The 16,403-nt window shown below is 71.7% G+C and carries 10 protein-coding genes; 3 read left to right on the forward strand and 7 right to left on the reverse strand.

The genetic code is table 11. The annotated features are described in order from the left end of the window. Positions 1-132: 132 nt before the first annotated feature. Both IE206_RS24760 and IE206_RS24765 read left to right on the forward strand, forming a co-directional pair. Positions 133-1,581, forward strand: coding sequence for an amino acid permease (locus tag IE206_RS24760; RefSeq protein ID WP_189965705.1), 1,449 nt, complete (start codon positions 133-135; stop codon positions 1,579-1,581). A 415-nt stretch (positions 1,582-1,996) separates the two neighbouring features. Further along, on the forward strand, positions 1,997-3,148 hold the full coding sequence (locus IE206_RS24765; protein ID WP_189965626.1) for a PLL family lectin: 1,152 nt from the start codon (positions 1,997-1,999) through the stop codon (positions 3,146-3,148). A 155-nt stretch (positions 3,149-3,303) separates the two neighbouring features. Here the strand turns inward: IE206_RS24765 and IE206_RS24770 are convergent, their stop codons facing one another. From IE206_RS24770 to IE206_RS24795, 6 genes are all read right to left on the reverse strand, one after another. After that, on the reverse strand, positions 3,304-5,436 hold the full coding sequence (locus IE206_RS24770; RefSeq protein WP_189965627.1) for a 3-hydroxyacyl-CoA dehydrogenase NAD-binding domain-containing protein: 2,133 nt from the start codon (positions 5,434-5,436) through the stop codon (positions 3,304-3,306). Then, positions 5,433-6,659: a thiolase family protein gene (locus IE206_RS24775; RefSeq protein WP_189965629.1), complete on the reverse strand. Its 1,227-nt coding sequence runs from the start codon at positions 6,657-6,659 to the stop codon at positions 5,433-5,435. The genes IE206_RS24770 and IE206_RS24775 overlap by 4 nt, the downstream gene beginning before the upstream one ends. A gap of 316 nt (positions 6,660-6,975) precedes the next feature. Next, complete coding sequence (locus IE206_RS24780; RefSeq protein WP_189965631.1) at positions 6,976-10,587, reverse strand: beta-galactosidase; 3,612 nt, start codon at positions 10,585-10,587, stop codon at positions 6,976-6,978. 148 nt (positions 10,588-10,735) lie between these two features. Then, positions 10,736-12,019: an HRDC domain-containing protein gene (locus tag IE206_RS24785; RefSeq protein WP_189965633.1), complete on the reverse strand. Its 1,284-nt coding sequence runs from the start codon at positions 12,017-12,019 to the stop codon at positions 10,736-10,738. A gap of 78 nt (positions 12,020-12,097) precedes the next feature. Then, the gene (locus tag IE206_RS24790) at positions 12,098-12,760 is read right to left on the reverse strand and encodes a helix-turn-helix transcriptional regulator (protein WP_053729434.1); all 663 of its coding nucleotides are present in this window, start codon (positions 12,758-12,760) and stop codon (positions 12,098-12,100) included. 281 nt (positions 12,761-13,041) lie between these two features. Beyond that, complete coding sequence (locus IE206_RS24795; protein WP_189965635.1) at positions 13,042-13,695, reverse strand: DUF3000 domain-containing protein; 654 nt, start codon at positions 13,693-13,695, stop codon at positions 13,042-13,044. A gap of 91 nt (positions 13,696-13,786) precedes the next feature. Between IE206_RS24795 and hemE the strand changes: the two genes are divergently transcribed. After that, complete coding sequence (gene hemE / locus IE206_RS24800) at positions 13,787-14,854, forward strand: uroporphyrinogen decarboxylase (protein ID WP_189965637.1); 1,068 nt, start codon at positions 13,787-13,789, stop codon at positions 14,852-14,854. 3 nt (positions 14,855-14,857) lie between these two features. On the opposite strand, the gene IE206_RS24805 is transcribed toward hemE, so the two are convergent. Continuing rightward, positions 14,858-16,234, reverse strand: coding sequence for an FAD-dependent oxidoreductase (locus IE206_RS24805; protein WP_189965639.1), 1,377 nt, complete (start codon positions 16,232-16,234; stop codon positions 14,858-14,860). Positions 16,235-16,403: the final 169 nt, after the last annotated feature.

Consider the following 16,403-nt stretch of genomic DNA (forward strand, 5'->3'; position numbering starts at 1 on the left):
TTCGCGTGAATAAAGCGCTCAGCCCGGTACCCGTACCGCCACTCCTCCCGATCATGGCGAGGACGTTGAGCTAGCGGAGGTGCACGGGTGGCCAGTACCGGTCTGTTCCGGACCAAATCGATCGAGCAGTCCATGCAGGACACAGAGGAGCCAGAACACGCACTCAAAAAGTCCCTGTCCGCTCTCGACCTCACCGTTTTCGGGGTCGGAGTCATCATCGGCACCGGCATCTTCGTCCTCACGGGCAAGGTCGCCAAGGAGAACGCCGGGCCCGCGGTCTCGCTCGCGTTCGTGGTGGCGGGCGTCGTCTGCGCGCTGGCCGCCCTGTGCTACGCCGAGTTCGCCTCGACGGTGCCGGTGGCCGGATCCGCGTACACCTTCTCCTACGCCTCGCTCGGCGAGCTGCCCGCGTGGATCATCGGCTGGGACCTGGTGCTCGAATTCGCCCTCGGGACCGCGGTGGTGGCGGTCGGCTGGTCCGGCTACGTCCGCTCGCTGCTCGACAACGCGGGCTGGCACCTGCCCGCGTCGCTCGGCGGCCGTGACGGCGCCCACGGGTTCGGCTTCGACATCCTGGCGGCCGCCCTCGTCCTGGTGCTCACCGCCATCCTCGTGCTCGGCATGAAGCTGTCGGCCCGGGTCACCTCGGTCGTCGTCGCCGTCAAGGTGACGGTCGTCCTCATCGTGATCGTCGCGGGCGCGTTCTTCATCAAGTCCGGCAACTACTCGCCGTTCATCCCCACCGCGCAGCCGCAGACCGCGGGCGGCAACCTCAAGGCCCCGCTCATCGAGCTGATGTCCGGCTACGCCCCCACCAACTTCGGCGTGATGGGCATCTTCACCGCCGCCTCGGTCGTGTTCTTCGCCTTCATCGGCTTCGACGTCGTGGCGACCGCCGCCGAGGAGACCAGGAACCCGCAGCGGGACATGCCCCGAGGCATCCTCGGCTCCCTCCTGATCTGCACGATCCTGTACGTGGCCGTCTCCATCGTCGTCACCGGCATGCAGCACTACAGCCAGCTCTCGGTGGACGCGCCGCTCGCCGACGCCTTCAAGGCCACCGGCCATCCGTTCTTCGCGGGCGTCATCAGCTTCGGCGCCGCGGTCGGTCTGACCACGGTGTGCATGATCCTGCTGCTCGGCCAGACCCGGGTGTTCTTCGCGATGAGCCGGGACGGGCTGCTGCCGCGGTTCTTCTCCCACGTCCACCCGCGCTTCCGCACCCCGCACCGGCCGACCATCCTGCTCGGCGTGATCATCGCGATCGTCGCGGGCTTCACCAGCCTCAGCGAGCTCGCCGAACTGGTCAACATCGGCACCCTGTTCGCCTTCGTCGTCGTCGCGATCGGCGTCGTCATCCTGCGCCACACCCGCCCCGACCTGCCCCGCGCCTTCCGCACCCCGCTGGTGCCCTGGGTGCCCGCGGCCGCGGTGGCCGCCTCGCTGTGGCTGATGCTCAACCTGCCCGCCGAGACCTGGATCCGGTTCGGCGTCTGGATGGCGATCGGCGTCGTCATCTACTTCGGCTACGGCCGCAGGCACAGCCGGATCGAAGCCCGTGTCGGACGCGACGCCCAGTAGCCCGCTTCGCACGCAACTCCCGTTGAGCGGAGCCCGATTCCGCCGCGGCCCCGTATGTCCCTCCTGAACAGGGCATACGGGGCCGCACAGGGTGGCACGCCGTTCATGCTGCCCTTCACGGCGGCGGCCCTGCGGTGCGCGGACCGCGGCCGGCGGACCCGGGCCGGCCCGGCGGGCATCCGCAGACGTACTGTTCGCCCGCCGCGGCCCGGCTGAACTTCACCCGACCGGGTGAACGACAGCGAGCGGAACCCCGCCCGCCACCCCCGAGTCGGGTGTCGAAAAGCCGCACGTCGGGACGGAAATACCGGGGGAAAACCGGGGCCCATACCAGTGTTATGGTCGGCAGAAAGTCGCTGTTTTGCTGGACCCGGACGCGTCGCGCGGATCCGGTGGGGAAAGGTGGTCGTGGACCATGGCACTGAGGTCTCGACAGACATCGGGCGGGGAGCCCGCCAGGTCCGGCGGCATCGTCACCGCGCCGACCCGCGCCACCCCGGTCGTGGAGACCGAGGACGGCCGCCCCACCGTCACCGGCTGGCTCCGGCTCGGCAAGGACGGCCGGCTCTCCGCGTACGCGCCCGCCACCGGCGGCGTGGCCCGCTGGACCGAGTCGCGGCCGGGCGGCGCCTGGACGGGCCCCGACCTGGTCGCCCCGGGCAAAGGCCTCCAGTCGCACCTCTCGATCGCGCAGGGCGCCGACGGCTATGTGCACATGACGGCGCTGCGGCACACCCCCATGGAGGACGGCGGCACCTGGGCCGAGCTCGTCCACGCCATCCAGTACCAGACGGGCCGCCCGGTCAAGAACTGGGCCGTGGTCGGCTCCCCGTATCCGCGCCGGGACTGGGAGAAGGGCCTCAAGATGGGCCACCCCTCGGTGGGCGTGGACTCGGCGGGCAACGCCCAGATCGTGGTGCGCAACGCCTTCGGCGGGGTCTCCGCGCGCGGCCAGGAGCCGTCGGGCAAGTGGGCGGGCTGGGCCGACCTCAACGGAAACGGGGCCGACCGCTCGATATCGGTCGTGGCGGGCGAGGCTGGCCGGATGGTCATCCACGCGCCGTCCAACACCGGCATCATGCGCTTCGAACGGGCCGACGCGAAGGCCTCCTTCGTGGAGATCGACAAGCTGGCCGCCGACCCCGAGACCGGCACCATCACCGGCCTGGTCACCTCGGAGGGCGGCCGCATCACCTTCTTCCTGCGCGACGCCAAGTCCGGCGAGCTGCGCGCCTGGCGCGGTGACGGCCCCGCCACGCCGCTCGGCGGCCGGGGTTCGGGCCCGGTCGCGCTGCTCCGCAAGGAGATCGACGGTGTCGACTGCACGGTGCTGGCCCAGCGCGACCGCGACGGCCGTCCCGCGATAGCGGCCTACCCCAGCGAGCAGGAGGACGCTGGGGTCACCTGGACGCCGACCGGCGAAGTCTGCGCGGGCGCCCCGGCGTTGGCGCTGGACGCCGACGGCCGGATCGTCCTCGGCGTGTTCACCCCGGACGGCGGCCTGCGCATCACCCGCCAGCGCACGGACGAGCCGGGCCTGGCCCTGGAGGCCTGGCAGCAGGTCTGACGCACACCGCACCGCACGGAGAGGCCCGGGACCGGATCACCGGTCCCGGGCCTTTCATGCAGGGATGACATACCGTCAACAGCCTTGCCCGGGCCGGGACTTGGGAACGGCAGAGGCCCCGCACCGAAGTGCGGGGCCTCTGCTGTGGGGCCGTGTTACGCGGGGACGCTCGCGATGCCCTGCGCCAGGAACTTCTTGCCGTTGACGCGCTCAGAGACGCCTTCGCGGTCCAGGTACGGCGTGATGCCGCCCAGGTGGAAGGGCCAGCCGGCGCCCGTGATCAGGCAGAGGTCGATGTCCTGGGCCTCGGCGACGACGCCCTCGTCCAGCATCAGACCGATCTCCTGCGCCACCGCGTCCAGGACGCGGTCCCGGGTCTGCTCCTCGGTCAGGGCGACATCGCCCTGCTTGAGGAGCGCGGCGACCTCCGGGTCCAGCTCCGGCTTGCCGGAGTCGTACACGTAGAAGCCGCGCTTGCCGGCCTTCACGACCGCGGCCAGGTTCTCCGAGACCGTGAAGCGGTCCGGGAAGGCGCGGTTGAGGGTCTCGGACACGTGCAGACCGATGGCCGGGCCGACCAGCTCCAGGAGGACCAGCGGCGACATCGGCAGACCGAGCGGCTCGACGGCCTTCTCGGCGACGGCGACCGGGGTGCCCTCGTCGATGACGTTCTGGATCTCGCCCATGAAGCGGGTCAGGATGCGGTTGACGACGAACGCCGGGGCGTCCTTCACCAGGACCGCGGTCTTCTTCAGCTTGCGCGCGACGCCGAAGGCCGTGGCCAGCGAGACGTCGTCGGTCTGCTCGCCGCGGACGATCTCCAGGAGCGGCAGGATCGCGACCGGGTTGAAGAAGTGGAAGCCGACGACCCGCTCGGGGTGCTTCAGCTTCGACGCCATCTCGGTGACCGAGAGCGAGGAGGTGTTGGTGGCGAGGATCGCGTGCGCCGGGGCGACCGCCTCGACCTCCGCGAACACCTGCTGCTTGACGCCGATCTCCTCGAAGACGGCCTCGATGATGAAGTCGGCGTCCGAGAAGCCCTCGGCCTTGTCGAGGACACCGGAGACCAGGCCCTTGAGACGGTTGGCCTTGTCCTGGTTGATCCGGGACTTCGAGAGCAGCTTGTCGATCTCGGCGTGGACGTAGCCCACGCCCTTGTCGACGCGCTCCTGGTCGATGTCGGTCAGGACGACCGGCACCTCCAGGCGGCGCAGGAACAGCAGGGCGAGCTGCGAGGCCATCAGGCCCGCACCCACGACGCCGACCTTGGTGACCGGGCGCGCCAGGTTCTTGTCCGGGGCGCCGGCCGGGCGCTTGGCGCGCTTCTGGACCAGGTTGAACGCGTAGATGCCGGACCGCAGTTCGCCACCCATGATCAGGTCGGCGAGCGCGGTGTCCTCGGCGTCGAAGCCGGCCTGGAGGTCGCCGTCCTTGGACGCCGCGATGATGTCGAGGGCGCGGTAGGCGGCCGGGGCGGCGCCGTGCACCTTCGAGTCGGCGATGAAGCGGCCCTTGGCGACGGCCTGGTCCCAGGCCTCGCCGCGGTCGACCTCGGGGCGCTCGACCGTGACGTCGCCCTTCAGGACGTTCGCGGTCCAGATGAGGGACTGCTCCAGGAAGTCGGCACCCTCGAAGAGGGCGTCGGCGATGCCGAGTTCGAAGACCTGCTTGCCCTTGAGCTGGCGGTTCTGGTTCAGCGAGTTCTCGATGATGACCGAGACGGCCTTGTCGGCGCCGATCAGGTTGGGGAGCAGCGTGCAGCCGCCCCAGCCCGGGACGAGGCCGAGGAAGACCTCGGGCAGCGAGAACGCGGGCAGCGCCTTGGAGACGGTGCGGTAGGTGCAGTGCAGACCGACCTCGACACCGCCGCCCATCGCGGCACCGTTGTAGTAGGCGAAGGTCGGCACGGCCAGCGCGGCCAGGCGCTTGAAGACCTCGTGGCCGCTCTTGCCGATGGCCAGGGCGTCCTCGTGGCGCTTAAGGATCTCGACGCCCTTGAGGTCGGCGCCGACCGCGAAGATGAACGGCTTGCCCGTGACACCGGCGCCGACGATGGCGCCCTCGGCGGCCTCCTTCTCGACCTGGTCGATGGCGGCGTTGAGGTTCGCCAGCGAGCCCGGTCCGAAGGTGGTCGGCTTGGTGTGGTCGAAGCCGTTGTCGAGCGTGATGAGGGCGAACCTGCCCGCCCCGTACGGCAGTTCCAGGTGACGGACGTGCGCGGACGTCACGACCTCGTCGGGGAACAGCTCGGCCGCGCCCTTGAGAAGCTCAGCGGTGGTGGTGCTCACTTGCTGCCTCCGGCGTCCTTGTGGTGCGGGTTCTCCCAGATGACCGTGGCGCCCATGCCGAAGCCGACGCACATGGTGGTGAGGCCGTAGCGGACCTCCGGCTGCTCCTCGAACTGCCGGGCCAGCTGCGTCATCAGGCGTACGCCGGAGGAGGCGAGCGGGTGACCGTAGGCGATGGCGCCGCCGTACTGGTTGACGCGCGCGTCGTCGTCGGCGATGCCGTAGTGGTCCAGGAACGCGAGGACCTGGACGGCGAACGCCTCGTTGATCTCGAAGAGGTTGATGTCCTCGATCGACAGCCCCGCCTTGGCGAGGGCCTTCTCGGTCGCCGGGATCGGGCCGTAGCCCATGACCTCCGGCTCGACGCCGGCGAAGGCGTACGAGACGAGGCGCATCTTCACGGGGAGGTTGTTCTCCCGCGCGAACTCCTCGGACGCGATGATCGACGCGGTGGCGCCGTCGTTGAGGCCGGCCGCGTTGCCCGCGGTGACGTTGCCGTGCACACGGAACGGCGTCTTGAGGCCCGCGAGGCTCTCCAGGGTGGTGCCCGGACGCATCGGCTCGTCGGCGGTGACGAGACCCCAGCCGGTCTCGCCCACCTCGGCGTTGGTGTTGCGCACCGAGATCGGCACGAGGTCCTGCTGGATCTTGCCGTCGGCGTACGCCTTGGCGGCCTTCTCCTGCGAGCGGACCGCGTACTCGTCGGCGCGCAGCTTGGTGATCTGCGGGTAGCGGTCGTGCAGGTTCTCGGCGGTCATGCCCATGAAGAGGGCGGACTCGTCGACCAGCTTCTCGCTGACGAACCGCGGGTTCGGGTCGACGCCCTCGCCCATGGGGTGGCGGCCCATGTGCTCGACGCCACCGGCGATCACGGCGTCGTACGCGCCGAACGCGATCGAGCCGGCGACCGAGGTCACGGCGGTCAGGGCGCCCGCGCACATGCGGTCGATGGAGTAGCCGGGCACGGACTGCGGGAGGCCCGCGAGGATGCCGGCGGTACGGCCCAGGGTCAGGCCCTGGTCGCCGATCTGCGTGGTCGCGGCGATGGCGACCTCGTCGATCTTCGCGGGGTCGAGGGCCGGGTTGCGGCGCAGCAGCTCCCGGATCGCCTTGACGACCAGATCGTCGGCCCGGGTCTCGTGGTAGATGCCCTTCGGGCCCGCCTTGCCGAACGGGGTGCGGACGCCGTCGACGAAGACGACGTCCCTGACGGTACGAGGCACGATGGCTCTCCTCCAGGGTGCGGGGTGGCACTGCACTGCTGCGCACGCGACTGAGCGCGCGCTCACCCCGCCCATGCTACTTACGAGTAACCCCGCTGCCCACCCTTGGGGGCGGGAGCGGCGAACGTCACACCCCGGGTGGCCCCCGGGGGCCCGTGCGGCTGCGGGCCCCCGGCCCTTCCTGGGGCTGCGCCCCAGACTCCGTATCGCGCCTGAAGGGCGCTCGTCCTCAAACGCCGGACGGGCTGGGGATGCATCCCGACGGGGTGGACCCTCCCCCCGGAGGGTCCACCCCGGCAGGGGCGGGGTGGGGCTACTACCCGCAGGTCAGCGTCGCCCCCGCCCAGTCCCCGTGGTCCAGCCCGTTCCCGTCACCCCCGTCGGTCACGACCAGGTCGACCACCTGCGCGCCCGACACGTCCGCGGCCAGCGGGACCGCGGCCCCCCGCCCCCGCAGCACCCCCGTCGCAGCCACCGCACGCCCGTCCGCCAGGACGGAGAAGGCCACCGAACCGCCCCCGCCCGTCTCGTCGTCCACCCCCACCGACGCCGTGAACCGCGAGCACGCCCCGCCGAGGAACACCCTCACGTCCCCGGCCGCGTGCACCCCGAGCCCCTTCGCGTACGGCACGCCCGCGATGGACATCGGGCGTCCGTCGCCCGCCGCGTCCTCCCCGTTGGAGGTGTTGCGCTCCACCGGCCCCCATCCGTTCGTCGCGGTGAAGTCGAGATCCGCGACGTCGTGCGCCCCGGCCCCCGGCGAAGGGGGCGGCGAGGCCACGCCCGCCGCCGCGGAGGCCGTGCCGCCCCGGTACCGCGCCGCCGCCGAGAGCACCGCCGACCAGGGCCCCGAACCACTCGCCGCCGTCACCTTCCAGGCGCGCGTCACCGTGCGCCCGGCCGGCACGTCCCCCAGCGCCTGGGTGAGCGGCGCGGAGGCCGTCCATCCGTCGGGCAGCCGCACGGTGAGCGAGGCGTCCCGCGCCGCCGTCCGGCGCGGCGTGAAGGACGCCGTCACCTCGCCCGCCGCACCCCGCCCGATCGTGTCCGGCGCCGAGATCCGTACATCCGCGCCTGCCCGGGGATCGCGGTTCGTCGCTGCCGACCAGCCCGGCGAGGCGATGTCCCCGTACCGCAGCGGCGTCGTGTGGTTCCCGTACGCGTCCAGGGTCACCTTCCCGAGCCCGTCGCCGCCCGCGTCCTCGCCGATCACCGCGATGGCGACCGTGTTGTGGCCGTGGGTGCGCAGCATGCCGGGCTGCACCGGGAACGACTTCTGCGGCCCGAGGGCGTTCACGTACAGGCCGGTCATCCAGCCGTTGACGTACACGAGCGCCCGGTAGTGCTTCGCCTTGTCGTCCGAGATCGTCAGGCCGAGCGGTACGTCCTGGCCCTGTGGCAGGTCCAGGTCGAAGGCGGCGCGGTACCAGGAGACCCCGGCGGCGCCGGAGCGCGTGTCAGGCAGGGAGGTGGAAGGCCAGCCGCCGTCCGGGTAGCCGGGCAGGTGCATGCCCTGGCGTTCGCCGTACAGGCCACCGGTGTTGAGCCCGCCGCGCACCGGATCGACGAGGTCCTCGCCGCCGAGCGCGCCCTGCAGGCGCCACCCGATCTGCTTCGCCGAGCCCACGAGCCGCACCGACGTCAGCCCGCGCGGCTGCTTGTGGCTGTCGTCGGCCGACCAGTCCTGCTCGTGCGCCATGTCGGCCGCGAGCACCGCGAGGACGTTGTCCTTGCCCGCCTTCAGGACCCCGCCCGGCACCGCGAACAGATGCGTCGCATCCGCGGAGCTGCCCAGATAGGTGCCGTTGAGCCACGCCAGGTACGCGCCGCCCTTGCCCGTGGTGGCGTCGACCTGGATGCCCGACTCCGTGCCGGCGGCCGCGAAGTGGCCCCGGTACCAGATCGACCCGGCGTGGAAGCCGTAGTCGTCCGCCGAGAGCACCGGCTTGTCGGCGGCCCGCCACGCCGCGTCGTCGAACCCGGGCTCCGCCTCCGGAGTCTCGCGCTGGACCTTCCAGCTGCCCAGCGCCGGAAGGGAGGCCGGCTTCGGCCCGGCGAGCGCGCTCCCCGTCGTGTCGAGCGCGCCCGGCGCGGGTCGCCCGTTCCAGCTCACCGACGTCGCGGGCGCACCGGTCAGGACGTGCAGCGAGGCCGCCTTGTCGGTGTCCCCGGTGAGCTTCAGTACGCCCCTGTCGTACGAGGCGGTCCTCAGGAGCTCCGGACCGCTCGCCAGGACCGGCCCCTGCGGGGTGTCGAGCCGCCAGTACGTGTCGGCTGTCGCGTCGTCAGCAAGCAGTAGGAGCAAGGGAGTTGAACCGTTCGACGGGGTGATGAGGACCTGCGCCAGGCCGTCGTGTCTGTAGTTGAGGCGCAGGTCGCCGGTCGCCGCGTCCCACGTCTGCCCGACCTGCCCGCTCAGCACCTTCACGCCGGGCCGCGCCGCATACCGCAGCACGCTCTCGCCGTCCTGACCGTGCCGTCCGTACAGCAGCGCGACGTCCCGCGCGCCGAACGTCCCGTGCGTCATGAGCTCGGACGTCGAGTACGTCAGTCGCTGGTGGTCCATCGCGTAGTCGGAGACGAGGAGCTTCGAGTCGCGGCCGTCGACCGTCAGCGCCGTGCCGGGCTCCTGCGGCACCGACGCGTACCCGCCGAGCGCCAGATGCGTGGTGTCCTTCGCCTTGTTGTTGACGTCCTTGTGCCGCACGACGGTGATCGTGGTGCCGTCGTCGGGGTTGCGCCGGTCGCGGCGCAGCACCGAGGCGTTGTCGGGCGCGCTCGCCGTCGCGCTCTGCGTCTTAGTCAGCGGCGCCACCGACTGCACCAGGTACCCGAGCCGCTTGTCGACCAGGTACTTCTCGCTGAGCTGGCGGTCCTCGCGGATCGGCGCGCCGTAGTCGTACGAGCTGTAGACCGCGCCGGGTGAGGGCAGCCAGCCCCAGGAGGTGCCGCCGTAGGCCATGTAGAAGTTCTGCATCGTGGCGCCCGAGGCGATGTTGTTCTCGTAGGCGGCCTTCTCGAAGTCGCCGTCGGTGAGGCGGCGGCACTTGTCGAAGCCGGGGCCGCCCCACGGGTCGAAGGAGCCGCCCTGGAATTCGGCCAGAAACAGCGGTTCGTCACTCGATTTCGCACCGGACAGATCGGGCAGCCCGTGCCAGGTGTCGGGGCTGGAGCAGTTGAAGCCCTGCGGGTAGGAGTCGTGCCCGTCGATGTCGAGTTCCTTGGCGAACACGCCGTTGTGGTTGCCCGTCAGCGGCACGGTGATGCCGTCCGCGTGCGCCTTGTCGACCAGGTGCCGGATGTAGGCGTGGCCGTCGGGGGTGTCCTGGTAGTACTCGTTCTCCACCTGGTAGGCGATGACCGTGCCGGTGCCGTTGGTCAGCTGGTGGCGGGCCAGGACCGGGTCGATCCTGGAGAGCCATTCGTCGGCGGCGGCCAGATAGTCGGGCGCCGTGGTGCGGGCCTTGCCCTTCTGGGTGACCAGCCAGCCGGGGAAGCCGCCGCCGTCGGTCTCGGCGTTGATGTACGGGCCGGGGCGGGCGATGACGTAGATCCCCACCTCGCGCGCGATGTCGAGCAGCTTGTCGACGTCCCGGACGCCCGTGAAGTCGTAGACGCCGGGCTTCGGGGAGTGGAAGTCCCAGTCGAAGTAGATGGAGGCCGCGTTGAAGCCGCCCGCCTTCATCTTCTGCAGGACGTCGCGCCACGCGTCGGGGCTGGGCAGCCGCCAGTAGTGGAACTCGCCGGACCAGATGGAGAGCGGCTTGCCGTCGATGGTGAGGGCGTGGTCGTCGTGGCCGACGGTGTGGGCGGCGGCGGGCGCCGTCGGGCGGGCCTGTGCGGCGGGCGCGGTGGCGGTGAGGCCGGCGGCGCCCAGGGCGAGCACGGTGGTGACCGCGAGAGCCGCCGCGCGTAATGGCGTGCGCATGTCATTCCTTCCGTGGTGCGGTGCACTGAAAGAATCTGATGCGGCGCACAGCCTAAAGCTGTTCGAGGCTGTTGGATACGGTCCGGTCTTGGGGAATTCTGGGCCCGCAGCGCCATGGAGGTGCCGCGGGCCCGACCCGTTCAGCCGGTCAGGACTTGGCCGGGGTGTCCGTCAGCGCCGCCGAGAGCAGCGGCGTGACCTGCTCGATCTGCCAGCGCCTGGCACCGTAGGAGGCCAGCGCCTCGGCGACGGCGGCCTCGGAGCGGTCACCCGGCGGCTCCCAGCAGACCCTGCGCACGGTGTCCGGGGTGATCAGGTTCTCCTGCGGCATGTTCAGCCGCTCGGCGAGCTCCGAGACGGCGGTGCGGGCCGCCGAGAGCCGGGCCGCCGCGGCCGGGTCCTTGTCCGCCCAGGAACGTGGCGGGGGCGGGCCCTGCAACGGCTGGCCGGGCTGTGGAAGTTCGGCCTCCGTCAGCGCCTTCGCCCGGTCGACGGCGGCCTGCCACTGCTCCAGCTGACGCCGGCCCATCCGGTGCCCGAAGCCGGGCAGAGCGGTCAGCGCGTTCACGTGTGCGGGCAGCGCGAGCGAGGCCTCGATGATCGCGGAGTCGCTCAGCACCTTGCCCGGCGAGACGTCACGGCGCTGCGCCACCTTGTCCCGGGCGTTCCACAGCTCGCGCACGGCGGCCATCTGCCGGCGCCTGCGCACCTTGTGCATGCCGGAGGTGCGGCGCCAGGGGTCCTTGCGGGGCGGCGCGGGCGGTGCGGAGGCGATCGCGTCGAACTCCTCGCGGGCCCACTCCAGCTTGCCCTGCCGGTCGAGCTCCTTCTCCAGCGCGTCGCGCAGATCGACCAGGAGCTCCACGTCCAGGGCGGCGTAGCGCAGCCAGGGCTCGGGGAGCGGACGGGTCGACCAGTCGACCGCCGAGTGGCCCTTCTCCAGGGCGTACCCGAGCACGCTCTCGACCATCGCCCCGAGGCCCACACGCGGGAAGCCCGCGAGCCGCCCGGCGAGCTCGGTGTCGAAGATCCGGGAGGGCACCATGCCTATTTCGCGCAGGCACGGCAGGTCCTGGGTCGCGGCGTGCAGGATCCACTCGGTGTCCGAAAGTGCCTCCCCGAGGGCGGAGAGATCCGGACATCCGACGGGGTCGACGAGCGCGGTGCCCGCGCCCTCCCGGCGGATCTGCACGAGGTAGGCGCGCTGCCCGTAGCGGTAGCCGGACGCGCGCTCGGCGTCCACGGCGACGGGGCCGGTGCCCGCCGCGAAGGCGGCGACCACTTCGGCCAGTGCTTCATCGGTGGCAACGACAGGCGGAATGCCCTCTCGGGGCTCCAGCAAGGGAATCGGCGCCTTGTCGACGTCGTCCGGGGGAGCGCCCCCGGTGGTTCGCAGTGCTGTCTCTGCTGCGGTCTTATGGGCGTCGGTCACCTGTCAAGGGTATCTGTGTATGCACGGCGCCCGTCGACGGAACGTTCCGTCGACGGGCGCGCGAGGGTCGTAAACCAGTCAGTGGATGATTCCGGTACGCAGCGCGACGGCCACCATGCCGGCGCGGTCACCCGTGCCGAGCTTGCGTGCGATCCGGGCGAGATGGGACTTGACGGTCAGAGCGGACAGCCCCATGGAGACGCCGATCGCCTTGTTCGACTGGCCCTCCGCAACCAGCCGGAGCACCTCGACCTCGCGGCCGGAGAGCTCGCGGTAGCCGCCCGGGTGACTCGGGGCACCCGGGGGGCGGCGGTGCATGCGGGCGGCCGCGGCGCCGATGGGGGCGGCGCCGGGGCGGCCGGGGTGTCCGACGTTGGTACGGGTGCCGGTGACGACGTAGCCCTTCACACCGCCCGCGAGGGCATTGCGTACGGCACCGATGTCGTCGGCAGCGGACAGGGCCAGGCCGTTGGGCCAGCCCGCGGCTCGGGTCTCGGACAGCAGGGTCAGCCCGGAACCGTCGGGCAGGTGGACGTCGGCAACGCAGATGTCGCGCGGGTTGCCGACGCGGGGACGGGCCTCCGCGATGGACGACGCCTCGATGACGTCACGTACTCCGAGCGCCCACAGGTGTCGGGTGACGGTGGAGCGGACTCGGGGGTCGGCAACGACGACCATGGCCGTCGGCTTGTTCGGGCGGTAGGCGACCAGGCTTGCGGGCTGCTCAAGAAGAACGGACACCAGGCCTCCTGGAAAGGTGCGGGACGTAGCCGGCTCGGGGATGAAGCCGGGGCGAACCGTGCAGTTAGGGTCACAAACCTCTTCGGCACCAAACCCCTCGGCCTTTAGAGAATGATCACGATTTGGTGAGAAACATTTAGGGCAATTCGGACACGTGCTCGATCGTCGAGTAATCGGCGGGGCGCGCGGACCCGCACGGGGGGCCGCGGAAACGGCCTGTGCCCCACCAGAGGCGGGGCGCAGGCCGTCACGAAGGAAGAAAGGGATACCTGGGGTGCGCGTCAGCGCGGGTCGCGGCGCTGCGGCAGGGTGACGACACCGCTGCCCGCCTCGGTCGGACCCGACACCGGCGGCAGGCCCGCGATCTGGCACAGCAGATCGCACCAGGCCGCGAGGTGGCCCGCCGTGTCCGGCACCCCGCCCAGGCCCTCGCGCGGCGTCCACGACGCCCGGATCTCGATCTGGGTGGCCGGAAGGCGCTCCGCGAGCCCGCCGAAGTAGTGCGAGCCGGCCCGTGTGACCGTGCCGCTCGCCTCCCCGTACGAGAGTCCGCGCGCCTCCAGGGCGCCGGTCAGCCACGACCAGCAGACCTCGGGCAGCAGCGGATCGGCCGCCATCTCCGGCTCCAGTTCGGCCCGTACGAGCGTGACCAGGCGGAAGGTGCCCTGCCAGGCATCGTGCCCGGTGGGGTCGTGCAGCAGGACGAGCCGGCCGTCGGCCAGGTCGTCCTCGCCCTCGACGACCGCCGCCTCCAGGGCGTAGGCGTACGGGGCCAGGCGCTGTGGCGGGCGGGTCTCGTCCACCTCGATCTCGGGGCGCAGTCGCGCCGTCCGCAGTGCGTCGACGGCCTGACGGAAGGAGATCGGAACGGTGGTCCCGTCCGCGGCTTCCCTGCCGTCAGCGCCATCCGAAGTTCGTCCCTGAGCGGCAGCCATGCGGGGAAGACTAGGCGGAACGGGCGCCCGGCGCCGGTAGGGACACCCGGCCCGGGGCAGCGGCTTGCCGCCACATGCGAAGATTCTGGGCGTGAGCGCCAACGACCGCCCTGTGGGCCAGCCGAACAGCAAGACGCACGACTCCGCGTTCCTCAAGGCGTGCAGGCGGGAAGCCGTCCCGCACACGCCGGTCTGGTTCATGCGCCAGGCGGGCCGGTCGCTGCCGGAGTACCTGAAGGTGCGCGAGGGCATTCCCATGCTGGAGTCGTGCATGCGGCCCGACCTGGTCACCGAGATCACGCTCCAGCCGGTGCGCCGTCACAAGGTCGACGCGGCCATCTACTTCAGCGACATCGTGGTCCCGCTCAAGGCCATCGGCATCGACCTGGACATCAAGCCGGGCGTCGGCCCCGTCGTCGCCGACCCGATCCGCACCCGGGCCGACCTGGCGCGGCTGCGCGACCTGACGCCCGAGGACGTCCACTACGTCACCGAGGCCATCGGCATGCTGACCGGCGAGCTCGGCGCCACGCCGCTCATCGGCTTCGCGGGCGCCCCGTTCACACTGGCCAGCTACCTCGTGGAGGGCGGCCCGTCCCGCAACCACGAGAACACCAAGGCCATGATGTACGGCGACCCGGAGCTCTGGGCCGACCTGCTCGACCGCCTCGCCGAGATCACCGCAGCCTTCCTCAAGGTGCAGATCGAGGCGGGCGCCTCCGCGGTCCAGCTCTTCGACTCCTGGGTGGGCGCGCTCGCCCCCGCCGACTACCGGCGCTCGATCCTGCCCGCCTCGGCGAAGGTCTTCGACGCGGTCGCCCCCTACAACGTCCCCCGCATCCACTTCGGCGTCGGCACGGGCGAACTGCTCGGCCTCATGGGCGAGGCCGGCGCGGACGTCGTCGGCGTCGACTGGCGCGTCCCGCTCGACGAGGCGGCCCGCCGGGTCGGCCCCGGCAAGGCGCTCCAGGGCAATCTCGACCCGGCGGTCCTGTTCGCCCCGACCGCGGCCGTCGAGGCGAAGACCCGCGAGGTCCTGGACGCGGCCGCGGGCCTGGAGGGCCACGTCTTCAACCTCGGCCACGGCGTGCTCCCGTCGATGGACCCGGACGCGCTGACCCGCCTGGTCGCCCACGTCCACGAGCAGACGGCGCGCTAAGCGCTACCCGGCGGCGCGCACGGCCGACACCGCCTTGCGTGCCGCCACCAGGACCGGGTCCCACACCGACGAGAACGGCGGGGCGTACCCGAGGTCCAGGGCCGTCATCTGATCCACCGTCATGCGGGCGGTCAGGGCGACCGCCGCGATGTCGATCCGCTTGGCCGCACCCGCGCCGCCCACGATCTGGGCGCCGAGCAGCCGCCCCGTGCGCCGCTCGGCCAGCAGCTTCACCGTCATCGGGGCCGCGCCCGGGTAGTACCCGGCGGTGTTGGTCGACTCGATGGTGGCCGTGACGTACTGGAGGCCCTCCTCCCGCGCCTCCCTCTCCAGGAGCCCGGTGCGGGCGATCTCCGTCTCGCAGACCTTGGTGACGGCCGTGCCGACCACCCCCGGGAACGTGCCGTACCCGCCGCCCACGTTGGAGCCGATGACCTGGCCCTGCTTGTTGGCGTGCGTGCCGAGCGCGATGTGGCGGTGCCGGCCCGACACCAGGTCGAGCACCTCGACGCAGTCGCCGCCCGCCCAGATGTTCTCGTGCCCGCGCACCCGCATCGACGTGTCCGTACGCAGCGCGCCGGCGACGCCGAGCGGGAGACCGGCCGCACGGGCGAGCTCGGTGCGGGGCGTGACGCCCAGGCCCAGCACCACCACGTCCGCCGGATGCTCGGCGGACTCCGTCGCCACCGCGCGCACCCGCCCCGACCCGGCGGTGAGCACCTTGGTGACCTCGGCGTTCGTGACCACCCGGATCCCGGAGCGCTCCATCGCCCGGGTGACGCGCCGGCCCATGTCCGGGTCGAGCGAGTGCATGGGCTCGGGGCCGCGGGTGAGCAGCGCCACCTCGAAGCCCCGGGCGAGCATCGCCTCCGCCATCTCGATGCCGATGTAGCCGCCGCCGACCACCACCGCGCGCCGCTCCCCGGCCGCCTCCAGGCTGTCGAGCAGGGCCCGCCCGTCGTCGATGGTGTGCACCCCGTGCACCCCCGGAGCGTCGATCCCCGGCAGCGCGGGCCGCACCGGCCGCGCCCCCGTCGCGATGACGAGCTTGTCGTACGAGGTCCACTCCTCGGCCCCGGACGTGAGCTCGCGGGACCGCACCCGGCGGCCCTCCACATCGAGCTCCGTCACCTCCGTACGCATCCGCAGATCGATCCCGCGGGCCCGGTGCTCCTCGGGCGTGCGGGCGATCAGGTCGTCGTGCTCCGGCACGTCGCCGCCCACCCAGTACGGGATCCCGCACGCGGAGTACGAGGTGAAGCCCGAGCGCTCGAAGGCGACGATCTCCAGCTCCTCGGGGCCCTTCAGCCTGCGGGCCTGCGAGGCGGCTGACATGCCCGCCGCGTCACCGCCGATGACCACCAGTCGCTCCGCCGCCATGGGGGTTGCCTCCGCTCGTGAGCCGCTCCGGATCCGCCTTCTCCTGGTCAAGATACGTACCGGGGGAGCGCGGAATTCCCCGCCCGGCCGGTGGCCTCCCGTGCGTTGGTCCCGCGGACCGGTCAACTCGCCTCTGCGGGAAGGGAGTTGATCAAGGAGCCGGGACTCG

Origin of the sequence: Streptomyces violascens, from assembly GCF_014649955.1 — a bacterium.
Classification (GTDB): Bacteria; Actinomycetota; Actinomycetes; order Streptomycetales; family Streptomycetaceae; genus Streptomyces; species Streptomyces violascens.